Consider the following 15,127-nt stretch of genomic DNA (forward strand, 5'->3'; position numbering starts at 1 on the left):
GCGCTTATTGCAGTGCAATGTCAAGCAATGCCGGACGGCTGGGCGCGAATGAAAGGTGAATGCTTTCGCAGGCGGAGCCCAGCGTGCAGGTATTCCGCTGTGCGCAATCGCACCCGCCTTCGATCAGACGCGACAGGTCGGCGTTGCCGGAATTGCCGTTCTGTGCCACCAACATGGCTCTGACACGGGTCGCTAAGCAGTGGCGCTGTTTCATGGTTGCCTCGCAGAATCAACCGAACTGCCACCTCAGATTAGCGACATGCAACCCTCGAACGAAGCCACGAGAATGGTTCATTCGTGATCATTCATGACAAAAGGCGAGCGTGAATGATGATCACACAAAATATCTATTGGCATTCTTATTGCGAGTGATTATCATATGCATAGCGATATCCACTGATAGGACCGGGAGACCGCCATGTATGTCTGCCTTTGCCACGGCTTCACGGACCGCCAGGTGCGCGCTGCCATCACAGAGGGCGCGGGCAATGCCAATCAGGTCTTTCGTCAGTTCAACGCCAAGCCCCGCTGCGGCAAATGCGTTTCCACCGTGCGGGAATTAGTGGATGAAACCAAGGGCAGTGGCGGCACATCGGGCGGTTGCCCCTGCGGCAAGCGGAATTAGACGATCTCTCCGATGATCAATTCGGCTTCGCCTTCATAGCGACGCGGAGCCGCCTTGACGACATTCTCACCGGCCAGCCATCCCTGGATCGCCCCCTCTTCCGTGACGATGATCCGCAGGCCCGCGTCATGCCGGACTCATCCTATTCGTCGTCGAATCGGCCCGGACATGGCCCCAGGGTCGGCAGCATCTCGGTCCCCTCGGGTTCGCCCAAGGCTTTCGCCTTGAGGGCCCGACGCAAAATCTTGCCGGTGGAGGTCTTGGGCAATTCCGCGATGAAGTGAATCTCGCGCGGCGCCATGGCGGCTCCCAATTCCTGACGGGAAAAGGACAGCAATTCAGTGCGCAAGGCGTCGCCGGCCTCGAAGCCGGGATTGAGCGAGGCGAAGGCGACCGGCACCTCGCGCAGCAGCAGGTCGGGCTTGCCCACCACGCCGACCTCGGCCACCGCGGGATGATCCATCAGGGTGCCCTCGACCTCGAACGGCCCGATCTGGATGGCGCCGCACTTGATCATGTCGTCGGCGCGGCCGACGAACCAGAAGAAGCCATCGGCATCGCGCTTGACCAAATCGCCGGTGAAATACCAGCCGTCACGGCGGAAATCGGGCGCGGGATCGTCACCGCCGATATAATGGGAGAACATGGCCGGCCAGCCTTGGCCCAGGGCCAATTCCCCCACAACGTCGGGACTGTCGACCCGCTTCCGCACGCCGCCGTCGCACCGTATGACCGCCGCCTCGACCCCTGGCAGGACTTGCCCCATGCTGCCGGGCCGACGTCCCTGGCCAGAGGCATTGGCGATGACGATGGCCCCGGTTTCGGTCTGCCACCAGGTATCAAGGAAGGGAACACCCAGCGCCTTTTGGCCCCAGGTCACCGCCTCGGCGTTGAGCGGCTCGCCGACGCTGGCGGCGACGCGCAGGCTGTTTTCCCGGTAAGAACGGGCCAGCGCGGCACCGAAGCGCATCATGGTGCGAATGGCGGTCGGCGTGGTGTACCAGGCCGTCACCTTCTCGTCGTGCAAGATGCCGTACCAGCGCCGGGGTTCCACATCGGATTCATCCACCAGCAAGGTCGCGCCGCAAGCCAGCGGAGCAATCACGCCATAGGCGGTGCTGGTCACCCAGCCGGGATCGGCGGTGCACCAGAAGATATCGGCATCGCTGAGGCCGAACACCCGGCGCCCGGTCATCAGATGGCCCAGCACCGAACGATGGGCGTGCAGCGCGCCCTTGGGCGTGCCGGTGGTGCCGCTGGTGAAGTGCAGGAAGGCAGGCGAGTCCGGTGTCGTCGCCACCGGCGGCACGGGTGCGGCCTCCGACATCACCGCGCCGAAATCCATGCAATCCTCGTGGCCCTGGACGAGGCCGCCATCGTCACCGACCAACAAGACATGACGAATGTCGCCAAGGCTGGCGCGGCTGCTCGCCAGCTTACGGCCATAGAGCTCTTCCGAGGCGATCAGAACCTTCGCTTGCCCCATTTCCAGTCGGGCCTTGATGGGGCCAGGCCCAAAGCTTCCCGACAAGGGGCAATAAATTCCACCCGCCTTCCAAATTCCCAGCGCGGAGATATAAAGCTCGGGCACCCGGTCCAGCAGCACCGCGACGGTCTCGCCCGGCTTCAACCCAAGACCGACCAAGGCCCCCGCCACGCGACCGGACAGATCGGACAGGTCTCGGTAGGAAAACTCGACGCGCTTCTGATGGCGCCCCAGCCAGCGCAACGCCACGGCATGCCCCAGCCCAGCGGCCACGTGACGGTCGGCACAGGCGGCGCCGATGTTCAGCCCGCCCGCATCGGGGCCGGCCAATTCGGCCATAAGGGCATCCCAGCTGAACCCCGGCTCAGCCTTCTCGTCCGCGCTGGTCGTGCCCGCTTTCGCCAATGCCATGCATCCTCCCAAATGCCTTTTCGGTAGCGGACGGCCGCATGGCTCGATCCGCCCGCCAACACGCCACTCAAGCAGCCATTGTTGTCCATGGCGAGCCTGCGGCGCAACCCAAGGAAACGCAGACCACCGATGCGACTTTAAAAATGTTTACGGAGCCGGAGGCAAGCCGCCTTCGAGAATGGCGGCAGCGATGCGTTCGCCGATCAGCTTATTGAACTTGGGAGAATAGTGCACCGTGTCGATATAGGCGTTGCCGTCGGCGGGTTCCAACTCGGCCAGCCACAGCAGGCCATGCTCCCACAGCTGTCCTTGGGACCGCATCTGCGCCAGCTTGGGATAGCCCCGCGCCGAGTTCATGTGATAGCCCAGCGCCTCTTCCTTGACCGGGAACGGCCGCTTGCGATTGTCGTAGGAATAGGTGGGAACCGGCTGTTGCACGAACAATGCCTTAAAGCCCAGACGCTCGGCGGTGGCATCGATCATCCGGCGATTGATGTCGAGGCGGCCGATCACCCGGTCCACATCCGCCTCGCTGTCGCAGAAGCTGCCCCATTCCCGAACCATCACCGACTTATCGCCGCCCAGATGGCGGGCCAGTTGAACCACCGACGAGCGATGGGACAATTCCAGGGCGATGGGCATGCGTGACCGTGCGCGCGTCAACTGGGTCAGCCGCTCGTTCCAGGCCGACACATCGGGAACGGTGCAGTAATAGAAGTCGTTGAGGCCGTCGACGAACACCGCCACATCCGGCTTGACGCCCGAGGTCAAATGGCGTTCCAACGCGATGCGCTCCTGGGTGGAGAAATAGGAGACAACGCCGAAATTGAACACCTGGACATCAGTGCGCCCCGAAGCTCGCAGGGCCTTTTCCACATTGGCGGCGATGGTCTCGTCATTGCCGACGCCGATGCCCATGGCGGTGGAGCCGCCATAGATGAAGACTTTCGGTCCCGCCGCCTTCAAATCCTGATCGTCGCGCCCATTGGTCCGGTAGCCGTCTTCGGTGATGGTGAAGTGCTTGCCATTATAGGGCGCCATGCGAAATTCGACGAAGGGGCTATAGACGGTGTCGGACTGGCGCCACCCTTCGGACATCACTTGTTCGTAGTGTTTGACGTCCTCGCTGTCGTAGAGCTTTCGAATGTTGTCGGGCGTCCAGGAAACGGCGAAGCTCGGCCGTTTGGCCCGCAGCACTTTCAGGGCGGCGTCCGATGCCCATTCGGCGATGGCCACCCCGATCACCGAACACAACACGATCACGGCGACCGAAGTGAACAGACGTCCCAGCGGATTCGATTGTTTCCGGCGCATACGGGCAATACCTTGGAAAAGTCAGGCCTTCTGATACCGCGATTGCAGTGCCCGGCGCAATGAGGAGAAATAATGCATGTTCAGCCTTCATCCCCGCTTGGACGCCGACACCCAATTGATCCGCGATTGGCCGCTGTGCCGCGTGCTCTTGATGAAGGATGCCAACTACCCTTGGCTGATCCTGGTGCCGCGCCGCGCCGAGATTTCGGAAATCACCGATCTCGCCCCCGAGGTTCGCGCCACGCTGATGGAAGAGGTGGCGCGGGCATCCTCCGCTCTGCGGGAACTGTTGAACCCCGACCGCGTCAATGTGGCCGCGCTAGGCAACATGGTGCCGCAACTGCACGTCCATGTGATCGCACGCTTCGCCACCGACCCGGCTTGGCCGAAACCGGTCTGGGGCGCGGTTCCAGCCGCTGCCTACGAGCCGGAAGGGCTGGTGGGGCGGATCACGGAGTTGCGGGGCGCGCTGGGCGACTGATGCCGCTCGTCGTTTGAAGCGACCCTTGGGCGGGCGAGACGCCCGCTTTCCATAAGGGTCTTGTGTAGAAACGAAAACGGCGCCGAATCGCTCCGGCGCCGTTTGCCTGACGTTGTGGCTTCTATTCCAGACGACCCAGCGAGCGCGCCAGAACCAGATAGAGCTTTCCCACTTCCGACGACGTGAAGGTGCCGGTCAGCACGTCCATATGGTCGGAATTACGGGCCTGACCCAGCAGGTTCTCGAATTCCGCCAGATAGCGGGTGACGTATTCGCGGAACTCGCCGTCGTCCTCGAACTTGTTCTTAATGGACGACATCTGGTGCTTGTCCAGATTCTTGAGGATCTTGCGCACGAAGATGCTTTGATCGCCAGCGTGGAAATCGCGCCACGCCTTCTCGTCTATATTGGCGTTGAAGATACGGCCGATATCGACCGAGAGCGACTGCAACTTCTCGACGATGAAGGCGGCGTTCTGCAAGAAGTGCTCGACCGAAGCCTGCGACCGCTTCTCTTCCATCTGCTGGGCACGGATTTCGGCCAGCTTGGAGGCGTTGACCAGTTCGTCCACCTGCCGCGAGAAGCTGTTGGAGAAGCTTTCCGCCTGGGTCGCCAGACGGTCGCCGGTGATGCCCAGATCGTTGGACTTGGCCCGCACCATCTCGAAGGCGGCTTCCAGCTTGGCGCTGGTCCGCTCGGTGGTTTCCTGCAATTCGCTGGCGTGGCGGCGCAATCCGTCACCGGCGGCGCGGACCTGGGCGGTAATGCGCTCCGACGACGCGGTAAGGTCGCGGATACCGGCGCGCAGCATGTCGCCAGCGGCGGTGACCTGGGCGGCTGTCTTATTGGAGGTTTCCTCGAAGTCGCGGCTGATGGTGCGCAGGGCGTCGCCCGCGGTCTGCGACTGGGCGAAGACCTGCTGGGCGGCTTCGCCCAGTTCGACGGCATTCTGCTGGATGGAGGCGCCGAAGGCCTTGAGCACATCGGTGGAATCGTCGGCGACGCGGGCCAGGGCCTGTGACTGCACCCGCAAGCCTTCGCCCACGGCGCTGACCGAGGCTTCCGCCTGATCGGCGGAGATGACCACCTGCTCGGTCTGCTTGCGCAGAACCTCGGTGGCGGCGCGCACGCGGGCACCCAGCTGCTCGGAAACCATGCCCAGTTGCTCGGACCGCTTTTCCAGCGTCTCGGCGACGCTGCCGGTCTCGGTGATGGCCCGCGCCGAGGCGGTGCCCACATCGGTGCTGCGCTGGCGCAGCGCCTCGCCCACCGCTTCCAACTCGACGCCGACGCGGCTCGACATGGCGATCAGGTCGTTGGTGTTCTGGCGCAGCGTGTCGGCGATGCCCTTGACGCGGCCCATGACCTGATCGGAGGTGGCGATCAGATGACGGGACTGCTGGTTCAGCGAGGCTTCCGACAGCTTGGACTGGGTCGAAACCACATTGGCGGCATCGGCCAGTTCGTCGGCCTGCTTGCGCAGGGACTGACGGATGGCCTCGGCCTGGGCGGCGGCCTTTTCGGCCCCCTTGTTGAGGTCGTCGATATGCAGGCGCAGCGTCTCGGACACTTCGCGTCCGCGCACGCTCATCTGATCGGAGGCGGCCGACAGGGCGCGGCTCTGGGCCTGGAAGCCCTCGCCGGTTTCGCGGATGCGGGCGATGGCGCGCTCCACCGCGCTGTCCACGTCGTCGCGGCGCTGGGCGAAGACTTCGCCCACGGCGCCCATCTGGGACGAGGCATCATCGGCGGCGAGGCGCAGATTCTCGGTATGGCGCGACAGCACTTCCTCGATCTCGCGGAAGCGGCCCATGGCCTGATCCGAGGCGGAAACCAGTTCGCGGGACTGAACGCCCAGCGCCTCTTCCACGATCTTGACGCGCGACAGCACGCGTTCGGTGATCTGGTCGAGGCCGGTGGCCTGCTGTTGCAGCGAGGCGGAAATGCGGCCGGTCTGTTCGGCCAGACGCTCGGCGGCCTGATCCAGGTCGGTGTTCTGGCGGGTGAACAGGCCTTCCAGCGCGTCGACACGCTCGGCCAGGGCGGTGGCGACCACCTCGGTGCGGTTGGTGGCCTGCTCGGCCGAGCTGCCCAACTGGGCGCTTTGGCGTTCGAACATGGCGACCACCTGCTCGGCGCGGACAACGGCGTTCTGCGAGGTGCGGTCCAGGGCCTCGGACTGCGCCTTGACCTGTTCCGCCACGGAATCGGCACGCGACGCGGCGCGGGCCGAGGTGGCATCGATGCTTTCGATCTGGCCGCGCAGCAATTCGCCGAAGTCGCGAATGCGGGTCGCCGAGGTCTCGGTGACAGTGTTGAGATCCTGGGTCTGGATGCGCAGCAGGTGCTCGACCTCGCGGGCCCGCGACGTGGCGGCGTCGGCGGCCTGGGTCAGCCCAGCCACTTCCTGGCGAAGCGCATCCACGGCGGACTGGGCCTCGTTGTTGACGCGCCCGAGCACGCCGGTCATGGCTTCCACCTGGGTGACCAGCATGTCGCGGATGGTTTCGGCCTGGTTGGAGGCCAGGGTCGAGGCCTGGATGAGTTCGCCCGCCTGGGCGCGCAATGAATTGGCGATGACGGCGACACGCTGCTCGGCGCCCTCGGCGGGATAGGTCAGCAGCGAGAGCTGCTGGCGGATCTCGGCGGAAACCGAGCGCAGCTCGCGGCCGCGATCGAGATAGGCCACCACCAGCCACAGGAAGGCCAGGGGCAGGAAGGCGGCGCCCGCCAGTCCGCCGATTTCCTGCGGCTGCATGAAGACCAGATTGTTCCAGCCGATGGAGGTGTTGGCGTAGCTGCCGCACAATCCGATCCACAGGACCGTGACAATCAGGCTGACCACCTGGGCCAACCGACTGCCGCCTTGGGCGGAAGCGACGGGCCGACTGACGGGAGCAGGACGCAAATCAGGCAGCGGCGGGGAAAGCATGGCCCCTTTCTCCGGGGTATCGTCAGCCGCTACGGGGGCTGCCCCGGTTTCCTGAGCCTCGGTCTCGCCTCTGGTCATCGTCGTGTCACCCATGAGTCAGCCTTGAACAACTGAAATTTCAGGCCCGCGACCGCCCAATTCATTCGGGCGACAACAGGTATGCCGTGTCCGACCGCGAAGCGGCGGCGGTGCCGAGGCTTGGGGCTAAAGCCAAGCCAAAATTCCAAGTGATGGGCGGACACTGCTCCCCCTCTCCCCCCGGACCTTGGACAGCGCTTCGCAGGATGCCTTTTTCATGGAGGAAAATCAAACACTGATCCCCGTTACAGATTTGCCATATCTGTCGCGATTTGTGCCTCAAAGACCGGCCTCGCCGCGCCGGGCGCTTCGCCTTGGAAAAGGGAGGATGAATTCGAGCAAGGCGAAAAACTGCCCGCCGTCACGTCAAGCTCTGTCGCCGCAATCCCTTGACCATTGGTCACGTTGACACTTGGCTGTGGAGCCGCCTAGCATTCCATCTTTCGCGGGCAAGCGTTTCAGTGAGCGGGACGATGGACTCGATCAAGGTGGAAAAGCGCCCGCAGTCAATTCAGCCCACTGTCACCGTAATGCAATCTGATGCTGCACCTAATGGGGATGCTGCCGGATCAGAACTTTCCGGCACCAAGAGGGGATGATTTGCCATGAGGTTTTCAATGGATCGCGCTACGCCATGCGGGTGGAAAAAACTGACAGTGCTTGCTGTCGCCCTTGTCCTGACAGCTTGCGCCAACGGCAAGGTATCCTCCTATGGGAAGATCGATCATGCCGAGATGACGGCCATCGTTCCGCCCGGTCATTACGGAATCATCGGTGCGCTGAAAGAGGCACTGATAAAAGAAGGATGGAAGGTCATCGTCTCTGCTGGCGATGAAAAGTTTATCGGGAAAGTCATTCCTGAGATAGATATCACGCGGACCAGAGAGCGATCCTCAAGATACACGTTCACTGTGGAGCAGCATGTTTGGAACGTCTGCGCTGCTGGTGAAAATGCGGTTGAGTACGACATAACGATTGTCGATAACCGCTCTGGCTCCGAAGTCGCCTCAATCACCGGGCGCGGTGACTGCTGGGCGGGTCGCAATGACGCGCAGATCTCCAAGGCCATCGGCGCACTCTAATCTGGTTGCGGTGACAGGTTGCGGTGACAGGGTTACGGTGACAGTACGCTAGATTAACGCTCGCTGCTTTACGGCGTCGCTTGAGGCCTGTTGCTTAGGCCCCGGTTTTGCGGGTTTTAGGGAGCGATTCGTCCGTGTTTCCAATTCCGTGAGAAAGGCATCATCGCCAAGAGAAAATGGGGTCAGAGTCGATTTTTCGCCATTTCTCTTGCCCCAATTCTCTTATGGACCGCCGTCAAAAAAGCGGCACACGGGTCAACCGCTGGCCCCCTGATCGGCGCGGACCGTATCCATGAAGTTGTGGACTTCGCTTTCCAGGCTGCCCGCCTCGTTCGACAGGCGGCCCGCGATGTGCAGAACACGGTCGGCGCTGCCGCCGGCCTCGGCGGTGGCCGCCGACAACTCGCCCAGGACGCTGGTGACCTCCATGGTCCCGGCGGCGGCTTGTTGGACGTTGCGGGCGATTTCCTGGGTGGCGGCGCCTTGCTCCTCCACCGCCGCCGCGATGGCTCCGGCGATTTCGTTCAAGGTGCCGATCATGCCGCCGATGCCGCGAATGGCCTCGACCGCCTCGCGGGTGCGGGCCTGCACCGCGCCCACCTGGGTGGAAATCTCCTCGGTGGCCCGCGCCGTCTGATTGGCCAGGGTCTTGACCTCCCCCGCCACCACGGCGAAGCCCTTGCCTGCTTCCCCCGCCCTTGCGGCTTCAATCGTTGCGTTGAGCGCCAGCAGGTTGGTCTGGCTGGCGATATCGTTGATCAGGGTGACGACCTCGCCGATGCGACCGGCCGCCTCGGCAAGACTGAGCACCAGGGCATTGGTTCGTTCCGCCTCGCTGACCGCCTCGCCCGACATGGCCGACGAGCGATGGACCTGTTCGGCGATTTCGTGGATGGAGGAGCTCAGTTGTTCGGCGGCGGTGGCGACGGTGCCCACATTGGCCGAGGCTTGCTCGGCGGTGGCGACCACACCGGCCGCCTGATCGCTGGCGCTTTGCACCGCGCCCGACACGGTGCGAGCCGCATCTTCCATGTCCGCGACAGCCTCGACCAAGACGTCGGACATCCGCTTGATGGTGGCTTCCACGTCATCGGCCAGTTTGAGCCTCGCGGCCCGGCGCTGGGCCGAAGCGACTTTGTAGCCTTCCTGCTGCCCGGCGCGCGCCGCTTCGAAGGCGGCCGCCTCGTCGCGCAGGACGGCGACCGCCTTGGTCAGGGTGCCGATCTCGTCCTTGCGCGGGGAGCGATCCACGTCGACGCTGAAGTCACGCTGGGCGAGACGCTCGGCCACATCGGCCAGGGCGGTGATGGGCATGGCGATATGGCGCGCCAGAATGGTGACCAACACCAGGGCGATCAGGATCACCGACACGGCGATGGAGGCGAAGCCCCAGGCGGCGGCGGTGAAGGCCGCGTCCACGTCGTCGAGATAGACGCCGGTGCCGATGACCCATTTCCACGGCGCATGCGCCAGGGCCACGGACACCTTGGCGACGGGAAGGTCCGACCCGGGGCGCGGGAACTTATAGACCACCTTGGCCATCCCGGTCTTGGCGCCGTCCACCAATTGACGGATGAAGGCGACGCCGTCGGAATCCTTGAGATCCATGAAACCCTTGCCCTCGCGCTCGGGCTTGGGCGGCAGCATCACGTTGACGCCGTCGAAATCGTAGATGAAGTAGTATTCCTGCCCCTGATAGCGCACCGGCCGCAGGGTTTCGATGGCTTGGGCCTTGGCGGTGGCCTCGTCGAATTCACCGGCCTTGGATCGATCATGGAAGGATTGGACGGTGGCCCGCGCCACCTCGGTCAGCGCCTCCACCTTGGCGACCCGCTCGTCCAGCATGGATTGGCGAATCTGCGCTAGCGCCACCCAGGACAAGATGACGAATCCGACCAAGGCCAAGACGGCCGTGGACATCAATTTAAGGAGAATCCCCGACTTCCCCATGGTTCGCCACCCCCGTAAAGCTGAACCCAAGGGCAGAGATTACACCAGGGATTGATAGCCCACCAGCGGCGTTACTTAGTGCTATTGGCTAGGTTCATCGCCGTTGTCCGGTCAGCGTGCCGCCGCCCGCGCCTTGGCACGCGCCTGGACCCGTTCGTCCTTCAGTTGCTCGGCGATCAGGAACGCCAGTTCAAGCGCCTGGGTGGCGTTGAGCCGGGGATCGCAATGGGTGTGGTAGCGGTCGCCCAGGCTGGCCTCGGTGACGGCGGTCATGCCGCCGACGCATTCGGTGACGTCCTGGCCGGTCATCTCGAAATGGACGCCGCCCGCATGGGAGCCTTCCGCCTTGTGGACGGCGAAGAAGGCGCGCACCTCCGCCAGGATGCTGTCGAACAGCCGGGTCTTGAAGCCGGTGGCGGCCTTGACCGTATTGGCGTGCATGGGATCGCACGACCACACCACCGAGCGGCCCTCGCGCTTCACGGCCCGGATCAGGTTGGGCAGGGCGGCCTCGATCTTCTCGGCCCCCATGCGAGTGATGATGGTGATGCGGCCGGGGATATTGGCCGGGTTCAGGGTGTCGATGAGGCGCAGCAGCTCGTCCGGGCTCATGCCCGGCCCCGCCTTGAAGCCCAGCGGATTGCCGACGCCGCGCAGGAATTCCACATGCCCGGCATCCAATTGGCGGGTGCGCTCGCCGATCCACAGCATGTGGGCGGAGCAGTCGTACCAGTCGCCGGTGGTGGAATCCACCCGGGTCAGCGCCTGCTCGTAGGGCAGCAGCAGGGCTTCGTGCGAGGTGAAGAAATCGGTCTCGCGCAGTTGCGGCGTGGTCTCGGAGGTCAGGCCGCAGGCCTCCATGAAGGCCAGGGTCTCGTCCAGACGGGCGCACAGATCCTGATAACGGGCGCCCTGCAAGGTGCCCGCGACGCAAGACAGCGTCCACTGATGCACCTTGTGCAGATCGGCATAACCGCCCTGGGCGAAGGCGCGCAGCAGGTTCAGCGTCGCCGCCGACTGGTTGTAGGCGCGGATCATGCGGGCGGGATCGGGAATGCGCGATTCCGGAGTGAATTCGATACCGTTGATATTGTCGCCGCGATAGCTGGGCAGCGTCACGCCGTCGATGGTCTCGGTATCGGCCGAGCGGGGCTTGGCGAACTGACCGGCCATGCGGCCGACCTTGACCACCGGCATGGCGGCGCCATAGGTCAGCACCACCGCCATCTGCAACAAAGCGCGGAAGGTATCGCGAATATTGTTGGCGCGGAATTCGACGAAGCTTTCGGCGCAATCGCCGCCTTGCAGCAGGAAGGCCTTGCCGTCGGCCACCTCGCCCAGGGACGCCTGGAGCCTGCGTGCCTCGCCCGCGAAGACCAGCGGGGGAGAATTGCGCAGCGTCTCCTCGACCTCGGCCAAGGCGGCCTGATCGGGATAGGTGGGAACCTGATGAATGGGCTTCGCGCGCCAGCTTTCCGGCGACCAGTTCTGGGACATGAAACCTGAAACCTCTTTACCGCGACTGCGAAACAAGAAGCGCTTCTATACGACTCCCGGCATCATATTTCCAGTCCATCCTTAACCCTGTATCATCTGGCCCATGAGCGAGCGGAAACAACACTGGCAAGAGGTCTGGACCACCAAATCGCCCGAGGCGGTGTCGTGGCACCAGGACGACCCCACCCTGTCGCTGGAATTGATCCGGGCGGCCGGATTGCGCAAGGACGCCGCCATCATCGATGTGGGCGGCGGCGCGTCGGTTCTGGTCGATCGCCTGCTGGAGCGGGGATATGTCCATGTGGCGGTGCTCGACATCGCCGAGGCGGCGCTGCGCCAATCCGCCGAACGCCTCGGCCCCATGGGCGACGACGTGACCTGGATCGAATCCGACGTCTTGGACTGGAAGCCGGTGCCGGGGCTGTTCGACCTGTGGCACGACCGCGCCGTTTTCCATTTCCTGCGCGATCCCGCCGAGCAGGCCGCCTATGTGGAGCTCATGAGGACGGCGCTTGGCCCCGAAGCCACCGTCATCATCGCCGCCTTCGCGCCCGACGGCCCCGACAGGTGCTCGGGCCTGCCCACCGCCCGCCACGACCTGGCCAGCCTGTCGGCCCTGCTGGGGGCGGAATTCCGCCTGATGGATGATCGCCGTGAAGCCCATGTCACGCCCGGCGGCAAGATCCAGAACTTCGTCTGGTGCCGCTTCCTTCGGCAATGAGGCCGGGGCAGGACACTAGATCAACGTGCCGTCCTCCGCCGCGTCCTGCGCCCTGGCCAATTCCCGCGCCAGAGCGCCGTCTTTTGGGCCATCCCAGCCGTCCAGGCAAACCAGATCGGTCAGGTCCAGCCGCCTGCGCCACCCCTTGGCCGCCAATTCCGGCTTGGCGTAGAAATGGCTGACCTTGCCGAGGCACAGATACGCTACCGGCACCACACGCTCGGGGAGGCCGAGAATTTCCTTCAGCGCCGGTTCGGAGATGATGCTGACCCAGCCGAGACCGAGCCCCTCGGCGCGGGCGGCCAGCCACAGGTTTTCCACCGCGCAGACGGTGGAATAAAGATCCATGGTGGGGATATGGGTGCGCCCCAGCACCACGGGGCCGACCCGGTCGCGATCGCAGGTGACACAGATATTCAGCGGCGCATCCATGATGCCTTCCAGCTTCAGGGAGCGGTAGACCGCCTGGCGCTCGCCGTCGAACATGGCGGCGGCCTCGTCATTGGCCTGCTGGAAGGCAGCCTTGACCCGCCCCCGGACCTCGGGCGAGCGCACAAGGATGAAATTCCACGGCTGCATGAAGCCCACCGACGGCGCGTAATGGGCCGCCGTCAGGATGCGGGCCAAGACATCGTCTGGGACCGGATCGGGCATGAACTGGCCGCGCACATCGCGCCGCGACAGCAGCACCCGGTACAGGCCCTGGCGGTCCGCCTCGGTCAGCGCGTCGTCCCCCTGGATGGCGGCCGCTTGTTCTGTCATTCTTCCGTCCCTTCTGCTCGCCTGCGCGGGCGTCACTCTAATAGCATCTTCGGTCAATGACCACGGAACGCGATCTTTGGGTTTTCGGTTACGGCTCGCTCATGTGGCGGCCGGGCTTCGACTATGACGAGGTCAAGCCGGCGGTGCTAAAGGGCTGGCGCCGGGGCTTTTGCATCTACTCCCGCCATTGGCGCGGCACCCCCGACCATCCCGGTCTGGTCCTTGGACTAGACGCGGGCGGCTCCTGCCGTGGACTCGCCTTTCGGGTGGCGCGCCAGCGGGCCGCCTCGGTCATCGACTACCTCAACGAGCGTGAACTGATCGGCTATGCCTATGTGGCACGGACGCTGGACATAGACTTTGACGATGGTCGCGTGGAACCCGCCTATACCTTCGTCGCCGATACCGCCCATCATCACTATGCCGGACATCTGCCGCTGCAACGGGCCGCCGCCATCATCATGGACGCCCAGGGCTGCGCCGGGCTGAACCGCGACTATCTGATCAACACCATTCGTCAGTTGGAGCAGGAAGGCTTTTCCGAGCCAGACCTCCATGCCCTGCTGGTGGAAGTGGAACGCCAGACCGGCATCATCGAGGCCGGATCGGGCATCTGACCCCTCATACTGCAACGCAACATTCAAGCCTCCGTCATCATATTACGGCAAAGCGTATGGCATATCCCAGGCAGCAATGCCGCTCCGGGAGTTCGGGCCATGAAATATCGTTGGGAAGAAGTGAACCAGATGCGCGACATCCTCGAAGCCGAGATTCGCGGCCATCATTTCGACCGCGAACACGCCAAGCGCCTGGCGGTCAGTCTGGCCAGGATGTTTCCCGACTGCGCCCAGAGCATGGGGCGCGTCGCCGAAAGAATGTCGTCGGGGGGCTAAGCGCCTTCCAGCCTGCGGAAGAACGCCTTCAAGTCCTCGACGGTAGGAGCGCCCCAACGGGCGACGGCCTCCGCCGGATGGGCGCGCAGACCGGCCGCCAGATCGGCGAACAGTGCACGCATCAGGGCGGAAAAGCCGCTTTCACCCAGGCGGAAATGCTCGTCGCTGGCGCCGCGCCGGACCGGCGTCAGATTGGCGTTGACCAGTTCAATGAACCAGGCCCGCCGCCGCTCGAAGGCGGCGAAGGTTCCCGCGACAACCACCAGCGCCTCGTTGACCAGCGCCCTCGCCTCGGAATCCGCGTGGACGGCCTCCCAATTCCAGCCACCATCGTCCTGGGCATGACGGTCCAGGATGATTTCGCACAACGCCTGGCTTTGCCGGTACATCTCCGGCCCGATCATCTTGTCGATGGCGATGTTGAGGCCGGGAATGATCCGACGCGACAGCACCCCGGTGCCGCCGTCATCGCCGGTGCGAGGCGGAAACAGATGGGCGAAGCGCCGCATCAAAATGCGGTCGAACGGCATGCGCCGCGCACTCTCCAGCAGATGGGCCTCGCGGGCGATGGTGCATTCGTCCCAGGTACGCTGATAAAAGCCCTTGAAGCGCGCCTGTTCGGTGGCGACGAAGCGCTGGGCCAAGGCCCTGATCTGGGCGGCGGTCAGGCTGCCGCCAGCCTTGCCCGCCTCCACCTCCAACCGGGTAACGAAATGGCCGATCATGGTGGTGCCGACGCCTTCGCAGCAACTGGGTCCGTGGGCGGCGGTCTTGCTGGATGACATCGGGAACCTTGCGGCCAGGGTGATCTGATGAGCGAAGGATAACGGGTCCGCCGTCGCGCCGCCATGGCGACGATGGAGTCCATGGTCTAAGCTGGGCTCAGTCGACTCGA

The 15,127-nt window shown here is 64.1% G+C and carries 14 protein-coding genes; 6 read left to right on the plus strand and 8 right to left on the minus strand.

The features are described 5' to 3' along the window. Positions 1-4: 4 nt before the first annotated feature. The gene (locus CU669_RS21160) at positions 5-214 is read right to left on the minus strand and encodes a hypothetical protein (protein WP_146747753.1); all 210 of its coding nucleotides are present in this window, start codon (positions 212-214) and stop codon (positions 5-7) included. 204 nt (positions 215-418) lie between these two features. Between CU669_RS21160 and CU669_RS15465 the strand changes: the two genes are divergently transcribed. Further along, the gene (locus CU669_RS15465) at positions 419-625 is read left to right on the plus strand and encodes a (2Fe-2S)-binding protein (RefSeq protein WP_112146314.1); all 207 of its coding nucleotides are present in this window, start codon (positions 419-421) and stop codon (positions 623-625) included. Positions 626-767: 142 nt separating this feature from the next. Here CU669_RS15465 and CU669_RS15470 read toward each other — a convergent pair whose 3' ends face one another. Continuing rightward, positions 768-2,450, minus strand: coding sequence for an AMP-binding protein (locus CU669_RS15470; protein WP_112146416.1), 1,683 nt, complete (start codon positions 2,448-2,450; stop codon positions 768-770). Positions 2,451-2,669: 219 nt separating this feature from the next. Beyond that, positions 2,670-3,836, minus strand: coding sequence for an SGNH/GDSL hydrolase family protein (locus CU669_RS15475; protein WP_112146316.1), 1,167 nt, complete (start codon positions 3,834-3,836; stop codon positions 2,670-2,672). A gap of 76 nt (positions 3,837-3,912) precedes the next feature. On the opposite strand from CU669_RS15475, the gene CU669_RS15480 reads away from it, so the two are divergent. Further along, a complete protein-coding gene (locus CU669_RS15480) occupies positions 3,913-4,317 on the plus strand; it encodes an HIT domain-containing protein (protein ID WP_112146318.1) in 405 nt (134 codons plus the stop codon). 121 nt (positions 4,318-4,438) lie between these two features. On the opposite strand, the gene CU669_RS15485 is transcribed toward CU669_RS15480, so the two are convergent. After that, on the minus strand, positions 4,439-7,249 hold the full coding sequence (locus CU669_RS15485; protein WP_239988739.1) for a hypothetical protein: 2,811 nt from the start codon (positions 7,247-7,249) through the stop codon (positions 4,439-4,441). Positions 7,250-7,932: 683 nt separating this feature from the next. Between CU669_RS15485 and CU669_RS15490 the strand changes: the two genes are divergently transcribed. Then, positions 7,933-8,409, plus strand: coding sequence for a hypothetical protein (locus tag CU669_RS15490; protein ID WP_112146322.1), 477 nt, complete (start codon positions 7,933-7,935; stop codon positions 8,407-8,409). Positions 8,410-8,664: 255 nt separating this feature from the next. Here the strand turns inward: CU669_RS15490 and CU669_RS15495 are convergent, their stop codons facing one another. Together CU669_RS15495 and CU669_RS15500 are read right to left on the minus strand one after the other, a co-directional pair. Further along, complete coding sequence (locus CU669_RS15495) at positions 8,665-10,329, minus strand: methyl-accepting chemotaxis protein (protein ID WP_239988740.1); 1,665 nt, start codon at positions 10,327-10,329, stop codon at positions 8,665-8,667. 141 nt (positions 10,330-10,470) lie between these two features. Continuing rightward, positions 10,471-11,856, minus strand: a complete 1,386-nt coding sequence (locus CU669_RS15500; RefSeq protein ID WP_112146326.1) for a class II 3-deoxy-7-phosphoheptulonate synthase — start codon at positions 11,854-11,856, stop codon at positions 10,471-10,473. A gap of 103 nt (positions 11,857-11,959) precedes the next feature. Between CU669_RS15500 and CU669_RS15505 the strand changes: the two genes are divergently transcribed. Continuing rightward, on the plus strand, positions 11,960-12,577 hold the full coding sequence (locus tag CU669_RS15505) for a class I SAM-dependent methyltransferase (RefSeq protein WP_112146328.1): 618 nt from the start codon (positions 11,960-11,962) through the stop codon (positions 12,575-12,577). A gap of 15 nt (positions 12,578-12,592) precedes the next feature. Here CU669_RS15505 and bluB read toward each other — a convergent pair whose 3' ends face one another. Beyond that, positions 12,593-13,339 carry a 5,6-dimethylbenzimidazole synthase gene (bluB, locus tag CU669_RS15510; RefSeq protein ID WP_112146329.1) on the minus strand — a complete coding sequence of 249 codons (747 nt, stop codon included), beginning with the start codon at positions 13,337-13,339 and terminating at the stop codon, positions 12,593-12,595. A 56-nt stretch (positions 13,340-13,395) separates the two neighbouring features. Between bluB and CU669_RS15515 the strand changes: the two genes are divergently transcribed. After that, entirely contained in the window at positions 13,396-13,956 is a 561-nt protein-coding gene (locus tag CU669_RS15515) for a gamma-glutamylcyclotransferase (RefSeq protein ID WP_112146331.1), read from the plus strand. A 99-nt stretch (positions 13,957-14,055) separates the two neighbouring features. Further along, a complete protein-coding gene (locus CU669_RS21585; protein ID WP_192884626.1) occupies positions 14,056-14,232 on the plus strand; it encodes a hypothetical protein in 177 nt (58 codons plus the stop codon). On the opposite strand, the gene CU669_RS15520 is transcribed toward CU669_RS21585, so the two are convergent. Then, the gene (locus tag CU669_RS15520) at positions 14,229-15,017 is read right to left on the minus strand and encodes a hypothetical protein (RefSeq protein ID WP_112146333.1); all 789 of its coding nucleotides are present in this window, start codon (positions 15,015-15,017) and stop codon (positions 14,229-14,231) included. The genes CU669_RS21585 and CU669_RS15520 overlap by 4 nt on opposite strands. Positions 15,018-15,127 lie beyond the last annotated feature (110 nt).

Source organism: Paramagnetospirillum kuznetsovii (genome assembly GCF_003284725.1).
Taxonomy (GTDB): domain Bacteria; phylum Pseudomonadota; class Alphaproteobacteria; order Rhodospirillales; family Magnetospirillaceae; genus Phaeospirillum; species Phaeospirillum kuznetsovii.